The sequence below is a fragment of the Streptomyces sp. NPDC006235 genome (assembly GCF_040613735.1).
In the GTDB taxonomy this organism is placed as follows: domain Bacteria; phylum Actinomycetota; class Actinomycetes; order Streptomycetales; family Streptomycetaceae; genus Streptomyces.
In genome coordinates this window covers 36,258-52,352 of record NZ_JBEXSR010000047.1, presented here as the reverse complement: position 1 = coordinate 52,352, position 16,095 = coordinate 36,258, and the positions used below count along the sequence as shown (strand labels likewise).

Annotated in this window: 18 protein-coding genes and 3 pseudogenes; 12 read left to right on the top strand and 9 right to left on the bottom strand. The window is 68.7% G+C overall.

Annotated features, from left to right (window positions below):
- The first annotated feature begins 502 nt into the window (after nt 1–502).
- Both ABZ192_RS36745 and ABZ192_RS36740 read left to right on the top strand, forming a co-directional pair.
- Nucleotides 503–774 (top strand): annotated as a pseudogene (locus ABZ192_RS36745) (hypothetical protein).
- Between the two features lie 74 nt (nt 775–848).
- Nucleotides 849–944, top strand: a complete 96-nt coding sequence (locus ABZ192_RS36740) for a DUF6207 family protein (RefSeq protein ID WP_356928802.1) — start codon at nt 849–851, stop codon at nt 942–944.
- 130 nt (nt 945–1,074) lie between these two features.
- Here ABZ192_RS36740 and ABZ192_RS36735 read toward each other — a convergent pair whose 3' ends face one another.
- Nucleotides 1,075–1,305, bottom strand: coding sequence for an e9imm peptide (locus ABZ192_RS36735; RefSeq protein WP_356928826.1), 231 nt, complete (start codon nt 1,303–1,305; stop codon nt 1,075–1,077).
- Between the two features lie 109 nt (nt 1,306–1,414).
- On the opposite strand from ABZ192_RS36735, the gene ABZ192_RS36730 reads away from it, so the two are divergent.
- Nucleotides 1,415–1,681 carry a hypothetical protein gene (locus ABZ192_RS36730; RefSeq protein ID WP_356928801.1) on the top strand — a complete coding sequence of 89 codons (267 nt, stop codon included), beginning with the start codon at nt 1,415–1,417 and terminating at the stop codon, nt 1,679–1,681.
- Nucleotides 1,682–2,383: 702 nt separating this feature from the next.
- Nucleotides 2,384–4,069, top strand: coding sequence for a ribonuclease J (locus tag ABZ192_RS36725; RefSeq protein ID WP_356928800.1), 1,686 nt, complete (start codon nt 2,384–2,386; stop codon nt 4,067–4,069).
- 676 nt (nt 4,070–4,745) lie between these two features.
- On the opposite strand, the gene ABZ192_RS36720 is transcribed toward ABZ192_RS36725, so the two are convergent.
- On the bottom strand, nt 4,746–5,738 hold the full coding sequence (locus tag ABZ192_RS36720) for an immunity 49 family protein (protein ID WP_356928799.1): 993 nt from the start codon (nt 5,736–5,738) through the stop codon (nt 4,746–4,748).
- 68 nt (nt 5,739–5,806) lie between these two features.
- Nucleotides 5,807–6,691: an NAD(P)-dependent oxidoreductase gene (locus ABZ192_RS36715; protein WP_356928798.1), complete on the bottom strand. Its 885-nt coding sequence runs from the start codon at nt 6,689–6,691 to the stop codon at nt 5,807–5,809.
- A gap of 112 nt (nt 6,692–6,803) precedes the next feature.
- Here ABZ192_RS36715 and ABZ192_RS36710 point away from each other — a divergent pair, with 112 nt between their 5' ends.
- The 3 genes and pseudogenes from ABZ192_RS36710 to ABZ192_RS36700 all read left to right on the top strand — a co-directional run.
- The gene (locus ABZ192_RS36710; protein ID WP_356928797.1) at nt 6,804–7,415 is read left to right on the top strand and encodes a TetR/AcrR family transcriptional regulator; all 612 of its coding nucleotides are present in this window, start codon (nt 6,804–6,806) and stop codon (nt 7,413–7,415) included.
- A 96-nt stretch (nt 7,416–7,511) separates the two neighbouring features.
- Nucleotides 7,512–7,922, top strand: a complete 411-nt coding sequence (gvpJ, locus tag ABZ192_RS36705; RefSeq protein WP_356928796.1) for a gas vesicle protein GvpJ — start codon at nt 7,512–7,514, stop codon at nt 7,920–7,922.
- A pseudogene (locus tag ABZ192_RS36700) lies at nt 7,919–8,368 on the top strand (GvpL/GvpF family gas vesicle protein); the annotation flags it as partial. The gene gvpJ and the pseudogene ABZ192_RS36700, both read left to right, overlap by 4 nt.
- A 72-nt stretch (nt 8,369–8,440) precedes the next feature.
- Here ABZ192_RS36700 and ABZ192_RS36695 read toward each other — a convergent pair.
- Nucleotides 8,441–8,665: a DUF5133 domain-containing protein gene (locus tag ABZ192_RS36695; RefSeq protein WP_356928825.1), complete on the bottom strand. Its 225-nt coding sequence runs from the start codon at nt 8,663–8,665 to the stop codon at nt 8,441–8,443.
- A gap of 656 nt (nt 8,666–9,321) precedes the next feature.
- Nucleotides 9,322–9,684, bottom strand: coding sequence for an STAS domain-containing protein (locus ABZ192_RS36690; RefSeq protein WP_356928795.1), 363 nt, complete (start codon nt 9,682–9,684; stop codon nt 9,322–9,324).
- A gap of 162 nt (nt 9,685–9,846) precedes the next feature.
- Between ABZ192_RS36690 and ABZ192_RS36685 the strand changes: the two genes are divergently transcribed.
- Both ABZ192_RS36685 and ABZ192_RS36680 read left to right on the top strand, forming a co-directional pair.
- A complete protein-coding gene (locus tag ABZ192_RS36685; protein WP_356928794.1) occupies nt 9,847–10,326 on the top strand; it encodes an ATP-binding protein in 480 nt (159 codons plus the stop codon).
- 418 nt (nt 10,327–10,744) lie between these two features.
- Nucleotides 10,745–10,921: a hypothetical protein gene (locus ABZ192_RS36680; protein WP_356928793.1), complete on the top strand. Its 177-nt coding sequence runs from the start codon at nt 10,745–10,747 to the stop codon at nt 10,919–10,921.
- 335 nt (nt 10,922–11,256) lie between these two features.
- Here the strand turns inward: ABZ192_RS36680 and ABZ192_RS36675 are convergent, their stop codons facing one another.
- Entirely contained in the window at nt 11,257–11,715 is a 459-nt protein-coding gene (locus ABZ192_RS36675; protein WP_356928792.1) for an N-acetyltransferase, read from the bottom strand.
- Nucleotides 11,716–11,955: 240 nt separating this feature from the next.
- Here ABZ192_RS36675 and ABZ192_RS36670 point away from each other — a divergent pair, with 240 nt between their 5' ends.
- Entirely contained in the window at nt 11,956–12,183 is a 228-nt protein-coding gene (locus tag ABZ192_RS36670; RefSeq protein ID WP_356928791.1) for a hypothetical protein, read from the top strand.
- A 921-nt stretch (nt 12,184–13,104) separates the two neighbouring features.
- Here ABZ192_RS36670 and ABZ192_RS36665 read toward each other — a convergent pair.
- From ABZ192_RS36665 to ABZ192_RS36655, 3 genes are read right to left on the bottom strand one after another with little or no spacing between them, the layout of a single operon-like run.
- Nucleotides 13,105–13,623: a DUF6262 family protein gene (locus ABZ192_RS36665; RefSeq protein WP_356928790.1), complete on the bottom strand. Its 519-nt coding sequence runs from the start codon at nt 13,621–13,623 to the stop codon at nt 13,105–13,107.
- Nucleotides 13,620–13,952, bottom strand: coding sequence for a transposase (locus ABZ192_RS36660; RefSeq protein WP_356928789.1), 333 nt, complete (start codon nt 13,950–13,952; stop codon nt 13,620–13,622). The genes ABZ192_RS36665 and ABZ192_RS36660 overlap by 4 nt, the downstream gene beginning before the upstream one ends.
- Nucleotides 13,843–14,757, bottom strand: a complete 915-nt coding sequence (locus ABZ192_RS36655) for a tyrosine-type recombinase/integrase (RefSeq protein WP_356928824.1) — start codon at nt 14,755–14,757, stop codon at nt 13,843–13,845. The genes ABZ192_RS36660 and ABZ192_RS36655 overlap by 110 nt, the downstream gene beginning before the upstream one ends.
- A 497-nt stretch (nt 14,758–15,254) precedes the next feature.
- Between ABZ192_RS36655 and ABZ192_RS36650 the strand changes: the two are divergent.
- Nucleotides 15,255–15,593, top strand: a pseudogene (locus tag ABZ192_RS36650) (helix-turn-helix domain-containing protein); the annotation flags it as partial.
- A gap of 40 nt (nt 15,594–15,633) precedes the next feature.
- Nucleotides 15,634–15,990, top strand: coding sequence for a transposase (locus ABZ192_RS36645; RefSeq protein ID WP_356928788.1), 357 nt, complete (start codon nt 15,634–15,636; stop codon nt 15,988–15,990).
- Nucleotides 15,991–16,095: the final 105 nt, after the last annotated feature.

Genomic DNA, 16,095 nt, shown 5'->3' with positions numbered 1-16,095 from the left:
GTCGACCAGGCACGCATGCGCCAAGACCTGATGGAGAAGGTCGCCGACCGACAGAACCTCCGGGATGCGATCGGCAATCCCCGCCGGGACGCCGCCCTTGCCCGCCGTGCCGAAGAGGCGCGGCGCCGCCGATCGCAGGAAGCAGCCGAACGCGAGGCTCAGCGTCCGCTGTGCGGGGACTGCGGGCAGAAGTTCACCGACGACCGATGGAGCGCCGGCACCAGGGTCGACTGGGGCCGCGGGGACAGCCATCCGCACCTGTGCGACGACTGCAAGGCCCGGGCGCTCGAAGCGGAGCAGACGAACAGGCCGAACGCGAGCGCCAGGAGCAGGAGCGCCAGGAGGCGGAGGCGGCGCACAGGCCTCGAAGGCCGGCGGTTGGCTCGGACGCCGGCGCAGCTGACCCGGCCAAGCCACCCCCGGCAGCGCGCAAGGGCTTGCCCAGGGCCGCCTGGGCAAGCCCTCGTTGTCGGTGGCGGCTGCGAGGCTGAAGCGTATGGACATGGACAGCGACGATGAGCAGCTGCTGCGCGGCCGGATCTACGGAGCCGACCACGACCACCCGGGCCCGAAGCCGGGGCGACGCTACGCGGAACTGGTGGGCGGTCCGCTGGACGGATTGCTGCTCGACATCACCGGCCGGGGGCCGGAGGAGATCGACGACGGTGTCTCCCTCGCCACGGAGCTCGGGCAGTTCGGCCCCGGGGGCCGGGCGCTGTACGACCCGCGCCCGGCGACCCGTCCCGGTGGGACTGGGGCGGCGACAGCCCCTGACGGCCCGCCACTCGGTCGGGTGAAGACACGGCAGCGGCGGAACTCTCCCAGAGTGACCGGGCGTAGTGCCGTACATGGACCCGATCAACGAGACGCAGGTGAGCGAGCCGGGCCTGCTCGTCGTCGATGTCGCGGCCGGCGATGACGACACCACGCTCGCCTTCCAGTAGCTGCTCGCCGACCGGTGGGCAACGGCGACAGCGGGGCCGACGACGCGGGATGCGGGGAGCCCGGCGTACGGCTGCGCTGCTATCTGGCTTGCGTCAGCAGGTCACCGCGGCCGCCGTGGTCGGCGCGGCCTCATAAAGGAATCGGCCGGTATGCCAGAGCCTGATCGACTACCTCGTCAGCCGAAAGCTCCCGCTCCGGCGGCCGGAAGATCAAGTCGCTGACATGACCAGACGGGCATGCCAGGGCTCTGTCCAGTCTGTCCAGCCAGCCGTCCACCTCGTCGTCCGAGGCGTCATCCGCGTTCATGATCCGCTGCAGGAGCGCGGCGGCATCCGAGCGACTCATCTCCCCAGCACTCATCACGTCCGCGCGCACGTGTCGGATCCACGAGGCGAGCCCTTGCAGCCGGGAGCGGACCTCCCCGCATATGTGTGGCTTCTGCAACAAGGGCGGCGAAGCCGCCAGGCTCGTGGGCGCCGGCACGCCGAATGCGGCCGCGGTAAACATCGTCGACTCCGGCGGCAAGCCGCTCACGGGCGGGGTAGACCTGTCTGCGAACCAGCTCGTGGAGCTGGAGCCGAGCAAGTCCCACCTGGTGCTGCGGAACGTGCGCGAAGTGATCAGGGGCGGTGACTTCATGAAGTTCATCATGCGGTTCGAGAAGGCGGGATCGATCACCTTCAACGTCCAGTCTCAGATCCCCGCCTACGACGATAGCCCCTCCCTGACCTACTGAATGAGCCACCGCACGGGGCCCTCCCCGCGCGGCCGACCTGCACCGGCCGTTCCGGGTGCTTCGCTCGGGAGGGTGAGCGCGCGATGCTGTCACTGTGTGGTGCAGAGGCGTACGCGAGGTCACAAGCGCACCGACACCTCTCCAGCCGCCCCCGGGGTGCCAGGAGGGCCCGAGGGCGGGTCGGGGTGACGGGCGAGACAGGAAGCTGTGGCTGTGGATGCTGGTGTCACTGGCGATCGACCTGCTCGCGCACCGCCAGGCACACGTCATCCACGCCGTGCGGCCCGCGTCCTTGAGCTTGCCGCCCACGAGCACCCAGGGGCCGTGGAGGCGAAGGAGCTGCCAGTCGGGCGGACCCGCGCGCCGAGGCGTACTTCGTCCGCTCCGGCTCGGCCGCAGCCTGGCTGGATGTCCTTCACGAGCACGCGCCGCACCTACTGGCCGACGAGGCGAGCGGTGTGTACACGGAGTGGACCAGCGTCGAGGCGCACCAGGAGGAGGCCACCGAGACCGGTGACCACGGCGAGGGCCCGCCGCAGCCGGCGTCCAGTACGCCCGGGGTGCGCCTCGCCCTTGGCGGGCGCTACCTCCTCTGCCACTCCCTGCCCTGCCCCCGCCGCGACCGAGGCGCCCGGCGCCGCTCGTCGCCTCCAGCATGCAGGCAGCGGATCGTCCCGCCAGACTCTTCGATAACGTGAGGGTATGAGCCATCCGCACCCAGAACTCAAGGCCGCCCCATCACTGCCCGACGGAGGACTGAGGGTCACCGCCCTGGGCGGTCTGGGCGAGATCGGCCGGAACATGACCGTGTTCGAGCATGCCGGCAAGTTGCTGATCGTGGACTGCGGTGTGCTGTTCCCCGAAGAGACCCAGCCCGGCGTGGACGTGATTCTGCCCGACTTCACCTCCATCCGGGACCGCCTCGACGACATCGTGGCCGTCGTCCTCACCCACGGCCACGAGGACCACATCGGCGGCGTGCCCTATCTGCTGCGCGAGCGGAGGGACATCCCTCTCGTCGGCTCCAAGCTCACCCTCGCCTTCATCGAGGCCAAGCTCAAGGAACACGGCATCCGGCCCCGCACGGTGCGCGTGCGCGAGGGCGACCGGCGCGGCTTCGGCCCCTTCGACTGCGAGTTCGTGGCCGTCAACCACTCCATTCCGGACAGCCTCGCGGTGGCCCTGCGGACCGGCGCCGGGATGGTGTTGCACACCGGCGACTTCAAGATGGACCAGTTCCCCCTGGACGACCGCATCACCGATCTGCGTGCCTTCGCCCGCCTCGGCGAGGAGGGCGTGGACCTGTTCCTCACCGATTCCACGAACGCCGAGGTCCCCGGCTTCACCACCTCCGAGCGTGAGCTGAACCCGGCGATCGAGCAGGTGATGCGCACCGCGCCGCGCCGGGTCATCGTCTCCAGCTTCGCCAGCCATGTGCACCGCATCCAGCAGGTCCTGGACGCCGCCCATCAGCACGGCCGCAAGGTCGCCTTCGTCGGCCGGTCGATGGTCCGCAACATGGGCATCGCCCGCGACCTGGGTTACCTGAAGGTCCCGTCCGGCCTGGTCGTGAGCACGAAGGAGCTGGAGAAGCTCCCTGACCACAAGATCACTCTGGTGTGCACCGGCTCCCAGGGCGAACCGATGGCCGCGCTGTCACGGATGGCCAACCGCGACCACCAGATCCGCATCGGCAAGGGCGACACCGTCCTGCTCGCCAGCTCCCTCATCCCCGGCAACGAGAACGCCATCTACCGGGTGATCAACGGACTCACCCGGTGGGGCGCCCACGTCGTCCACAAGGGCAACGCCAAGGTGCACGTCTCCGGCCACGCCAGCGCCGGCGAACTCGTCTACTGCTACAACATCGTCAAACCCCGCAACGTCATGCCCGTGCACGGTGAATGGCGCCACCTGCGAGCCAACGCCGACCTCGCCATCCGCACCGGCGTCGACCCCGACCGGGTCGTCATCGCCGAGGACGGCGTCGTCGTCGACCTCGTCGACGGCCGCGCCTCCATCACCGGAAAAGTGCCCGCGGGCAACGTCTACGTGGACGGCATGGAAGTTGGTGGCGCCACGGAAGCGTCCCTCAAGGACCGGGTCACCCTCGCCCAGGAGGGCGTCATCACCGTCGTGGCCATCGTCGACGCCGACACCGGCGCCCTGGCAGAGGCCCCCGACTTCCTGGCCCGCGGCTTCGTCCACGACGAGACCACCTTCGAGCCGGTCATCCCCGTCATCGAGAAGACCCTGGCCACCGCCGCCGAGGAAGGCGTCGGCGACGCCCACCAGCTCGAACAGCTCATCGCCCGAGCCGTGGCCAACTGGGCGTTCCGCACCCACCGCCGCAGGCCACTGATCATCCCCGTCATCATCGACGCCTGACCGGGGGCAGCGCTCCGGCTCCCCGCCTCATTCAGAACGGACAGACACCACCTACTAACCACGACACCTACACGCGAGCGGGCTGCGCTTTGATCACCCGCCGTCACTCGTCACTCGTCACTTCGACATGCGACCGGGGAGCGACCGTACGAGACGGTCGTCGAAGAGCTGGTCGATGTGGGCGCGCAGGATGGCCATGGCTGCTTCGGCGGACCGATGGCCGACCAGGACACGGTGCCCAGCCCGTGGCTGAGGGCCAGCAGCCGGGCCGCCTCCGCCGGATCCGGCCCGCCGGCCAGCGCGCCGTCGCGCTGAGCTTGGCTGAGCACGTCGATCAGCTGTCGCCGGGTGGGCGGGGGTGGTGACCTGGGCGCGGACGTGAAGACCACGGATCCGCGGCAACGGCTCTTGGGGCTCGGCGCGACCCATGTGAAACCGCCTGGGCCGTGTCTTTCGGATCAACGCGAAAGACACACGGACTGAGGCTCGGCGCCGTCGGGGCTACCGGGGTCGCAGGGCGTGGAGGTCCGGCAGATGGCGTTCGCCGACGTGGGGCAGAGTGGTCTTCCGTCCGTGGCTATCGCACAGACGTACGCGCTGCCTCGGTGGGGACGAGTCCGTCTCCACGACGATGTCCTGGATGTCGGGCCAGACCCACTTCCGCACCCCGGGTGGCCTATTTGGCGGCCCAGCAGCCCAAGTTGTTCCGGTTCCCCTCCGCCGCCCGGCGCGGCGCGTCCGGCGATCCCAGCAGACCGTACGGCAGATACCCGGACCGGACACCGAGTTCCCACCCATGGACCTGGACGGCGAGACAGGCCAGAGCGAGGGTGCCGAGGGGGAGGAGGGACCGGGGCGCGGGATCACCGGCATCGGCCTTGACGCTCTCCCGGTACGCGACCAGCCGGGCGACGAGGGCGTCCTCGAAGGCGTGCTGGTCGTCGTCGAGGAGTACACGGAGCAGCCGCTGGTCCGCGCTCAGCGCGTCGCCGACCTCGTCGAGCCGCCGGGCGGCCTCCGCGCGCTCCCCGGCGCTCGGCTTGCGCAGCGGAACCGTCGGCCAGTCACGGGGCAGATGCCCGGCCGCCTCGGTGAGATAGGGGCACAGGGCGTCCATGGCGGCGAGGTCGGCGGGGTCGGAGACGGAGGTGTACCGGTTGTAGGGCACGCCGTCACGGATGGCGGGCGCGTAGTCGCCGCGCAGGAGCAACCCCGTGACCCGCTCCCAGTCCCACACATGCCCGCTGACGACACACATCTCGAACATGTCGAGCCAAGTCCGCGCGGTAGGCGCCTCCTTGACGACGTCCCGGAAGGTGATGGGCCCGTCCCCGAACTCGTCGTCGTCCGGGTCCGTGCTGATCCGCTCTCCGACGAGGGGGAACCGGAGTTCCTGGTCCCCGCTCGGGAAGCACATGATGCTCAGCACTCCATGCACACACTCCGCGGCGGTGACGGCGACCGTGCCGGCCGCAGCGTCGAGCCCCGGCTCCGTCACTGTTCGCGCGGCGACATGGTCGAGCAGTTCGTCCGCCATGGCCCGGATCAGCGTCGGCGAAATGCTGCCGTACCGCAGCGAGTGCCACCGCGTGTAGGCCCGCCCGCCGATGTCGTCGAGCGCCTCGGCCAACCGCTGCTCGCTGACTTGATGGCACGTCACATTCCGCACGTACCCCGTCCCTTCATGAACTCGACGACTGGACGAAGCACGTTATCAACGGGCACTGACAGCACTAGCTAACCCTGTAGGCCGTCCTGGGTGCGTGACTCGATCGCGCGCAGGACGGCCACCATGTCCTCGTGGCCGTGGCCCAGCGTCACGGTCTCCTCGAACAGGGCGTGGCAGACGTCGAGCAGCGGCGAGGCGATCCCCGTCTTGCGGGCGGCCTCGGCGATCAGCTGGTTGTTCTTCAGCACGTCGTGGGCCGCCGCCTGCACCGTGAAGTCGCGGGCGTACAACTTCGGCGCCTTCATATGGGACACCCCGCTGGCCATGGGGCCCGCTTCCAGGACGTCCAGGAAGAGCCGGCGGTCAAGCCCGTGCCGGTCGGCGAAGTGGTAGGCCTCGGACAGCCCGGTCACCAGCGTGATCAGGAACAGGTTGACCGAGAGCTTCATCAGCAGGGCGTTCGGCGCGGGGCCGCAAACGAACGTCCCCCGGCATAGGGGTGCCAGCAGCGGCCGTACGACCTCCACGGCCGACGTGTCCCCGGCCAGCATCGCCACCAACTGCCCGTTCTCCGCGGGCACCCTGGACCCGGAGACCGGCGCCTCGACATAGCGCCCGCCCGCCGCGCGCACGTCGGCCTCGAGCGCGCGCGAATATTCGGGCGACGTCGTCCCCATGTGGACCACGACGCGTCCGGCGACGCGCGCCGCGAAGTCCGGTGTGCCGCGGCCCAGCGTGGAGTCGATCGCGAGGTCGTCGGCCAGCATGAGGATCACGGCGTCCGTCCGCGCGAACACCTCGGCGGGATCCTCCGCCACCTCGGCGCCGGCCGCGCGCAGCGGAGCCGTGCGGGCGGCCGTGCGGTTCCAGACCAGCAGCGGGGTGCCGGCCCGGGCCAGCCGGAGGGCCATCGGCTGACCCATCACCCCCAGACCGATGAAGCCGACGTCCATGGGGACCGCCCTCCGTGCGAGGCGTCGTCACGAGCCATGACAGCTGTCATAGTAGCGCGCTTTATGACGCCGGTCATAGAGTGAGTACCGATGTGTCGAGATGGAGGTCACGATGGCGGTGTCCGAGCGCGGGCCACGCGAGCGGATGGTGTTCAGCGCGGCCCAGCTGATCCGGCGGGACGGGGTCACCGCGACCGGCATGCGCGACGTCGCCGCGCACGCGCGGGCGCCGCGCGGCTCCCTCCAGCACTACTTCCCCGGCGGCAAGGAGCAGCTCGTCAACGAGGCGGTGGAGTGGGCCGGCCGGTACGCCGCCCAGCGGATCGCCCGCTTCCTCGCGTCGATGGCGGAGCCGACCCCGAGCCGGCTGTTCGCCGCGATGGTCCGGCAGTGGACGGAGGAATTCGCCAGAACCGGCTTCGAGAGCGGCTGCCCGGTGGCCGCGGCGGCCGTGGACTGCGCACAGTCCACCGACTCCACCCGCGCGGCGACCGCGGCGGCGTTCGCCCACTGGACGCGCCCGGTCGCCGAGGCGCTGACGGACATGGGAATCCCGGCGGCCCGGGCTGAACCACTCGCGACGCTCATGATCAGCACCCTAGAGGGCGCCCTGCTGATCGCCCGCGCCGAACGCGACGACCGGGCCCTGACGACCGTCGTGCGGGAACTCGGACCGCTGCTGGACGCGAGCGTCGACAGCTCTTGTCGGTTTGGTGCCGTGTAGCGGGGTTACTCGCCCGCGTTGGGCGTGCTGGGATCCGGTGTGGCGGCTGCCTGGACCCGGCGAGCGTCCGCGGGCGCGGTAAGGGAGCTGGTCAGAGTGAGTGTGGTTTCGGCTCAGGGCGGTGGCGGAGGAGGTTCCAGCGGTCTGTATGACGTGCTGGAGCTGGTGCTGGACCGTGGACTGGTGATCGACGCGTTCGTCCGGGTCTCCCTCGTCGGGATCGAGATCCTCAAGATCGATGTGCGGGTTGTGGTGGCGAGCGTGGACACGTATCTGCGCTTTGCCGAGGCGTGCAACCGTCTGGATCTCGAGGCGGGCCCGCGCAAGTCAGCCGGGCTGCCCGAGGTGGTCAGTGGCCAACTTGGGCAATCGGGGGGCCAGGCCAAGAGCAAAGGGGTCCTGTCCGGAGCAGCGGAGGCCCTTTCGGACGCGTTCCAGCAGGCTCGCGGCCAGGAAAGGGAAACGGAGGGCGCACGACCCCGCCGTCGTGGCGAGGAGGAGCGGTGAGCACCTACGTCTACGGCATCGCTCACGCCTCACACCCCTCCATGTCGCACCACACCGACGGCATCGGCGAACCACCGCATCCGGTGCGCGTCCTGCGCGCCAGCGACTTGGCCGCCATCGTCAGCGACGCACCCGACAACCTGCGCCCCAAGCGCCGCGACCTGCTGGCACACCAGGACGTGCTCGCCAAGGCCAGCGAAGGCGGAGTCGTGCTACCGATGTGATTCGGCAACCTCGCCCCCGTCGATGAGGCGGTGATGGCGATCCTCACCGAGCATGCGGCCCACTACCTGCAGCGACTGCAGGATCTGGACGGCATGGCTGAGTACAACATCAAAGCCAGCCACAACGAAGAGGCTGTGCTCCGTCTGGTGATGGCGCAGAATGAGGACATCCGCGCGCTGGCCGAGGAAACCCGCCGAAGTCGCCGCCGCGCAGGCCGCCGCCCGTGCACCCGACGGGTCGCGCCCCTCACCTCCTGCGCCACCGAGGTCGCCCTACCGGTGAAGGGCACCTGCTCAGCGATGGAGAGGCTGCTCGCGTCGCATAGCGTCGGCCAGGTGCTGGCGGGCAACGTACAGCGCTGTGTCCAACTGACGGGTTCCGGTGACCACGCACAGCGTGTAGGAGGCGTCCTCGAGCTGGCGTTTGGTCTTCTCACTGCCGCTGGACGCCGCGCGCTGCCTGAGCGTCTCGCAGCGTTCGACGAGTTCCCGCAGGAGCGAAGGATGTGGTGTGAGCATGCGGGCTGCCTCCGTCCTCGCCCGTTCGGACCTCCCTCCTTCACTCCTACGGTCGCAACCCTTGGCGCCCGCCGCACCCGGAGATCGAGGGACCGCCGGGTCAGGGGCGACGTATGGGACCGGAAGCCCGATTGTTGGCTTTCGCCACCGTAGGCACCGATAAGCGCCTGCTCAGCAGCTCCTGTGGGCGCTGTAGGGATTCTGGCTAGCTCGGGCGCTCCCATAGGTGCGGACCCAGCTCCTGCCATTCGACTGCGCCAGGGAGATCGAGGTCGTTCTCGTAGCCGGTCAGCCCGACCTTTTCCAGGAGCCGGAGGAGCTCTTGGTCCGAGTGAGCGGTACCGATGCACCGTTCTGCCTCCGGGCAGCGCACGATGACTTGTCGACCGCTTTCTCCGGGAACCGGCGGTTCCACGATGACCAGTGGCACGATGTAGCCCCCTCGTGATGGGTCAGGTGATCAGTCCGGCGTGGCTCTCTTCACGCCGCTGTCGCTCATACACCCTGTGTACGACGGGTGTGAGGACCCCGCGACCGGAAAGCAGCCAGGTCCTCGCGGCCGCCGCGGTACGCGCATTCCTTGGGGCTGGATGGGGCTGTCCTGGCCCCAAGCCGTCCTGGCGGACTTCAGCGCGTGCAGGCGCCCGAGGGGCTGGTCAGTTGGTGAGTGCCTCACGCAGGGTGGGGCGGCAGTCGATGAGGGCGTCGACACCGACGATCTGCAGGGTGCGCATCACAGATCCGGCGGGGCCGACCAGGCGGAGCCAGCCGCCTGCCGCGGTGACGGCCTGGTGAGCGGCGATGAGGATGTTGATGCCGCTGGAGTCCATGAAGGTGACCTGCCGCATGTCGATCACGATGCGGGGCCGGGCGGTGTCGGAGACGTCCAGGGCCTGCCTGAGCGGGGCGCCGGTGTGGTGGTCGATCTCGCCGACCAGGGTCAGCACGCGGATGCCGTCGGTGGCGGTGACCTCGACCGACAGCCCTCGGGGCTGCTGGGTCTTCTCGGCGTCCGTCATGGGTTCCTTAAGGCATGTCGGTCATACTGGCACGTCAAGACGTTCACCTGGACTGCTGCCCCGGCGTAGTGCGCGCAATGCCTTGGCGCCGGGGGTAAGGCGTGTGCCGCACGTGGGCGGGTACGCGCGGGGGTGTGAACGGGGCATTAAAGGCGGGCCGCGATGGAGCCAGTGTCGGTGAGTGAGGACGGCGCGGCCCCGGATGAGCAGGCCATACAGACCACGGTGGCCCTGGAAGGCGACGGCACGTGCATCGCCCGCGCCCGCCACCTCGCCGCTGACTTCCTCACCCGGGTTCAGGCTGACCATGGCCTGCCCATATCGCAGCGCGCCATGGACCTCACCCAGCTGGTGGTCAGCGAGCTGGTCACCAACGCCCGCAAATACGCACCCGGCCCGGTGCTGATGGACCTGCGCGTCACCGGCGACGCGGTCGAGATCGTGGTGTGGGACTGCGATCCGGTACTGCCAGTGGCCAGGGCCGCCGACGCCGGACGGGTGGGCCAGCACGGTCTGGAGATCGTCGTGGCCGTCGCGCAGGGCTTCGAAGCGCAGCGGGAGCCGGTCGGCAAGCGCATCACCGCCCGCGTCGCCTTGCTGGATGACCCCGGCGGTGACCTCGCCGGGCGCAATCCTGTGTAGCGTCTGCCAAGTCCTTACCTGGGATGTCAGTCGCACCCGCGCCCGGGGCGGTGTCACGCTCACCTGGCATGACAAGACCGGCTGGTCCAACAACAAGCTCCAACCCCAGAACCCCGCGATGGCCTCCTCGAAGCCCCGTCACCCTGCTCCACAGCGTCTTCGCCAACCCGGACGACGTCGCCGCCGTGGCCCCGAAGACTTGTGGCGCATGCCGAACGCGAGTAGGGCGGGGAGCCGGACCGGGCGCATCGGGTGCGGACGGCAATCGAGGGCGCGGCGCCACGCCGGGCGGCTTCTCATCCACCTTAGGGTCCGGCACGTGGTCCCCACTTTCGATGACCTCGTGACACTGCAGCGCACCGCCGATGAGGCACACGCCCAGGTCCAGCTGCTCCAAGCCGAATAGGGCCGAACAGCGGTGAGCGAGTGGACCGAGGACCGGCGCATTGCCTGGCACGCCGCCTGGAAGGCCTGGGTCGAGGCTGTCGTCGAGGTTCAGGCGGCGGTCAGCGCATACGCCATCGCGCAGGCCGTGCGGCACCAGGTCGAGGCGGACGTGAAGAGGACGGCCCGCCATCCGGGGCCGGCCGCCTGACCTAAGGGTCCAGGCACAAGCTGCCCGGCCCCGACCAGTGGTGGTGGCGGCGACACCCCCGCATGCTCATCGAAGGCCTCGGGCGTTCGCTCCGCTCTGCCGGTGCCATCGGCATCGACGCTGACACGGCATGACCCTCAGCCTCGTGGGTTACGGGACAGCTCTCAGGTGCGCGAATCAGGTCACAGTCCACTGGCCGACGTTACGGGCAAAGCCGCTGTGACCGGGAAGGTTCGCCGGGAAGGTGTGTTCGTTCCATCCGGCGGACGGGGCATTCGAAGGCCAGGCGTCCCGCAGAGGTCGGCGTGGCTGGTCGCTGAGAGACCACATGGTTGTCAGCGGGGCTGATAGTTGAGGGTTCCGAGGGGCCAGTTCGTGGACAGCCAGGTCGTGACGGCCGCTTGCAAGGGTGCGTCCAGCTCGGCTCTGTCGGCGCGGACCCAGGAGCGGACGTCGGTGCCATGGCCGTCGCTGCGGGAGGGATAAATGTAGACGCAACCGATCACCTCGTCACTGGCGGACTCGATGACGGTGTAGGTGAATCCGCGGCGCTGAGCGAAGTCGTCCGCGTGACGCTGGAGGTCGACGAGGTTCGCCTCCAGGGCCATCCCGTCCGCGGGAGGCCATTCTCGGTCCTGGAAGCCCGGGGTCGCACGGATGTGCTCGATGCTGCTGGTCCAGGCGGCGTGGTCGGCGGCGTTGTGCTGGGGTCCCAGAGGCTCCAGCCGGAACTGCGGGGTGATCAGGTCCGCGGGGACGACGAAGTCGTCGGGGACGAGGGCATGGTCAGTCATGGGGCCGAGGCTATGAGGCAGGGCTCACGGGCTGCACCTGGATTGATCAGGCCGCTCGCGCCACGGGACGCCCCACCGGATGCCCTTCTCGCTGCGGATGCGGGCAGCCGGTGCCGCCCATCCACGATCTCCGGGCTGCGCGCCCCGAATGCGGGCCCGATTCTTCTACGTTCCTGGTGCGCTCCTGCACGTTGAGTTGAGATCCTCGACACGAGAGTCCTGAGCACCAGGAGTCACGCATTGATCATTCTCGACACGAGCCTCCTTCGCAGCTTCGCGCTCGACAGCGTCAGCACTGACCTGCTGAGAACCATCCGCACATCTGGCGTCGACAGGGTGGCCGTGCCGTGGGTGGTGCTGGAGGAACTCACAGCCGAGCGTGCAGTCCCGTATCGCGAGCAGTGCGAGAAGGTTCGTGCCGCCCTGCAGAGCCTCCACAATGCCGCGCCTGGCCCCGGGGGTCCCTGACGCCACTGGACCTGAAAGGTTTCCAGGAGCACTGGCGAGACAAGACCGGACCATCGAAGTGCTGCCCACCAGCGAAAAAGCCCTACGCGAAGGGCTGCAGCGCGAGATGAATGTTCTGCCTCCTTGCAGGTTCTATGAGGTTAAGGAGAACGGGTCCCCGGTGAAGATCGGCGGTAGCGACGCGGCAATCTGGCTGACCGCCGTCGAGTACGCGCCGGAGCACCCAGCAGGTGTGGCGCTATCGCTGGTTCGGATGGTGGTTGGTCGGCGTGAGTGACGAAACGAGCGACTCATCCTGAGGCGAAGCCCGGGCAGCGTCGGAGGGCGTGGGCTGAGCGGCGGCCGAGCAGCCCCATGTGAGGGCCATGGGGCCAGCAGCGATCAGCCGGTGATCATTAGCCGATCCCTCTGCCTGCGGTTCACGTCTCATGGACACTTCTGTCGTGGATGCTGGAGGTGTCGCCATTGTTGGAGCCGTTGCCGCAGTTGCTGGCGCGCTTGCGGGTGCCGCAGGCGCGATAGGTGCGGCTTTCGTTTCGGCCAGGGGGCAAAGGGTGGCCAGTGTTGCCCAATTACGCCGGGAGTCTCGGCGTGCTTGCTATGTGGCGCTAATCGTACTCGCCTCAGCTATCACTGGTGAAATTGAGCAATACGCTCAACGATCACTCGGGCTTTTCGACACCGAAAACAGCCCGCCCTTGGATGTAGAGACCGTAAGGGCATACAGGGTCGAACTCGGGGAGCTCCTGAACCAGGAAATACCGGGGACGTCTCTATCACCTACTGATACGCCTAGAAGTGGATGGGAGGAGCGAGTCGCTTTGGGGGCAGTACCAATCGATTCAGCAGAGTCAATTGAGTCATATAGGTACCGCTAGGAATCAGTTTGCCGAAGCGGCTCGTTTGGGAATCTACGAGTAGTTACAAGCGTTGGTTGAGGGATCGGGTGAGTTCCCGGTTGGCGGAGCGAGCAGCCTCTAGCTCCTCGCTCCGTTCCTCCAGCTCGCCACATAAGTCGGCTACTTGTTGCTCAAGCAGCATGATGCGGCGCTGGAGTTGGTCGAGGTCCGTCGGGGTGCCCAGGCCGGATTCGGCCCAAACTGTCGCGCCCCGTTCCTCGGACAGCCGCTTCTCCAACTGCCGAACGCGGACCGTCAGACGCGTGTTCCGTTCCAGGGCGTTGGCGAGGTCGGTCTGGAGCGAGGTCCTGGTCACGGCCGCTGTCCTGCTCTGCTCGCTGGGGGTCGTTGCCGCGGTGTGGACACGTTCGAGCAGGTCGCGGTGGCGATAGAGGAAGGTGCGGTCGACACGGGCGGCCCGGGCGAGTCCGGACACGGTGATGTCCTCACCGCTGCTCAGAGCCGCTTCGAGTGCCTGGAGGACGCGTTCGCGGCGGCGGGCGGAGTCGGCCCGCTTCCCCTCGATCATCGGGCTGGTCACGCGGTGGGCCTTTCGGGACGCAGATCGGGTAGGGGTTGTCGGACTCTGGGCAGGCCGAGAGAGACGACCTGGCGGGTGCGGCGGACGACCTGGACGGCTTGCTGGATCTGGGCGCGGTCCTCGTCGGTGAGCTCATCGAGGTCGGCGCGGACGCGGCTGATGAGGCGGCGGACGCGGGTGATCTCCTCGTCCGACGGCATGGCCTCGCCCTTGGCCCAGTCATCGGCACTGAAGGCGGCCAGGCGTTCGCGGCTGCGCAGCAGGTCGGCGAGGTAGGACTCCAGGTCGGGCAGGTAGGAGACGTCGGTGCGGAAGTGGCCGCAGCCCACGCAGCGGAAACGGACGGGGCAGTCGTGGCCGGGCCGCCGGCGGCGACGTTGGCCGGCTCGGTGCACAAACCGTAGGGAACGGCGACCTCGCCGACCGCCCGCCGCGCGTGCTCGCAGTCCAGGACGAGTTGGGCCTGGCGTCAGATCCGGCGGCCGCGCCGGTCGAACTGCATGGCCGTGACCCGCTCGACGGCCTCCCGCCGTCGTTGCTGGCCCACCCGGTATAGCCCTGTGTCGTGCTGAGCTGAGGGTGGTCCATCAGCTCCTTGAGCACGTCGGGTGCGACGCCGGCATCAGCGTGCCGCTGGGCGTAGCTGTGCCGGTAGGCGTAGAGGAAGACGCGCGCCTTGTCGAACGGGATCTGCTGATTTGCGCGCCGCCCGTCAGTTTCCACGACGACGTTGACGTAGAGGTCGGACAGTCCGTTGAGCCAGGTGCGGTGCCGCTGGGCGAGCAGGTCCTCGCTGATCGTCTTGATGCCGTGGGGATTGCGCATCTGCGTGGGCAGCAGCGCCAGGTCCTTCGTGGATGTGTTCGGGAAGCGCCTTCGCACGCTCTCCTGCTGCTGGGTGATCAACGCGGCGGTCGCCGCGGCGATGGGCAGGCGCCGGCGAAGGCGGTGGGACTTGTAGTTGTCGTAGATGAGGACGGGCTGGCCGTCCTCATCAGCATCGAGGCAGTCCCAGCGCAGATAGCTGATCTCCTGCGGTCGGCGCCCCGTGTCGATGATCAGTTCCACTGCGATCCTGATGTGCGCGGGCGCGATGGCATCGAGTGCGTCCAGCTGGGAGCAGAGCTGCCGCATGACCTCCTGGGGGAGGTCCTTGCCAGCCTCGGACTCCTCTGCCTCATCGGGGATGTCCTCCTCTCTGAGGACCACATCACCGGGCAGCCCGTCCAGAGGCTGGCCGGGGCCGGTGAGACCCAGGGAACGCATGCGACGCAGGACCCGTCGGAACCTGGTGATCCGCTTGTAGCGCCCGTCCGCGGACAGGGCGCCCTCCTGCTGCAAGAACGCCTGTCGGTGAAGGAAGGCGACGAGGTCCGACCGGCCCAGGCGGCGGAGGTCCATGCCGTGATCGTGGCGCTGCAGCCGCAGGCTCTCCGAGAACTTCGCCAGGCTCTTGATGCCGCGCTGGACCGTGATGTGTGCGCGCTTACCGCGATGCTGTGGCAGTTCCTCAACCGCCCATGCCTTCGCCGCTTCACGCAGCCAGGGCTGGCTACTGACTTCGGCGTTTCGGGGTCTGGATTTGTGTCGGGACCGGTGACGCGGTCCGTCCGGGCTGGTACGCCGGAGGCATGCGGTATCCGGACGGGGGCGGGCTAACCGCCGAGCAGCGCAGGCGCCGGGAAGAGGTACGGATGCGGGCCGTTGACCTCTTCGAGGCGGGCGTTGAAGTCCCCTACATCGCCCGGGAGTTACGGGTGAGTGAGAAGTCGGTCTACCGGTGGCGCCGCACCTGGGGGACGGGCGGGCGCGAGGCGCTGCGTTCCAGAGGCCCTTCCGGCCACGACTGCCGGCTCGGCCCCCACCTGCAGGCCAAGCTCGCGAGGTGGCTCGACGAGGGGCCGGCCGCGCACGGCTGGGCGGACGACCAGGTGTGGACCGCAGCAAGGGTACGCACGCTGATCGGGCGGAAGTTTCACATCTCCTCCAGCGTCTCCGGGGTGACTCGGCTTGGGCGAGACGGACTACATCCGCCTGCTGGATGGCGCCCACCACCTGCTGAAGGCCCCGCTGATCGTGGTGTGGGACCGGCTGAGCACCCACATCTCCAAGACGATGAAGGCACTCGTGGCCGAGCGGGACTGGCTGACAGTGGTCCTGCTGCCCGGGTATGCGCCCGACCTCAACCCGGTGGAGGGCCTGTGGGCACACATCAAGCGGAGCCTGGCCAACCTGGCCGCCCGCACCCTCAGCGAGTTGGAGACTCTGCTCCGTAAGCGGCTCAAGGCGCTGCAGTACCGGCACCGCCTCCTCGGCGGATTCCTAGCCGGGACAGGGCTCGCTCTCGACAGACCGGACGGACCCTAAGCCGAAGTCAGTAAACATTCGCGGGTTCCGCCGTCCGGATGATGAGGTGGCACGGTGAACATCCACGATGAGGCGGCGGCTGTCCGACCGTTGACACTGGCTTGG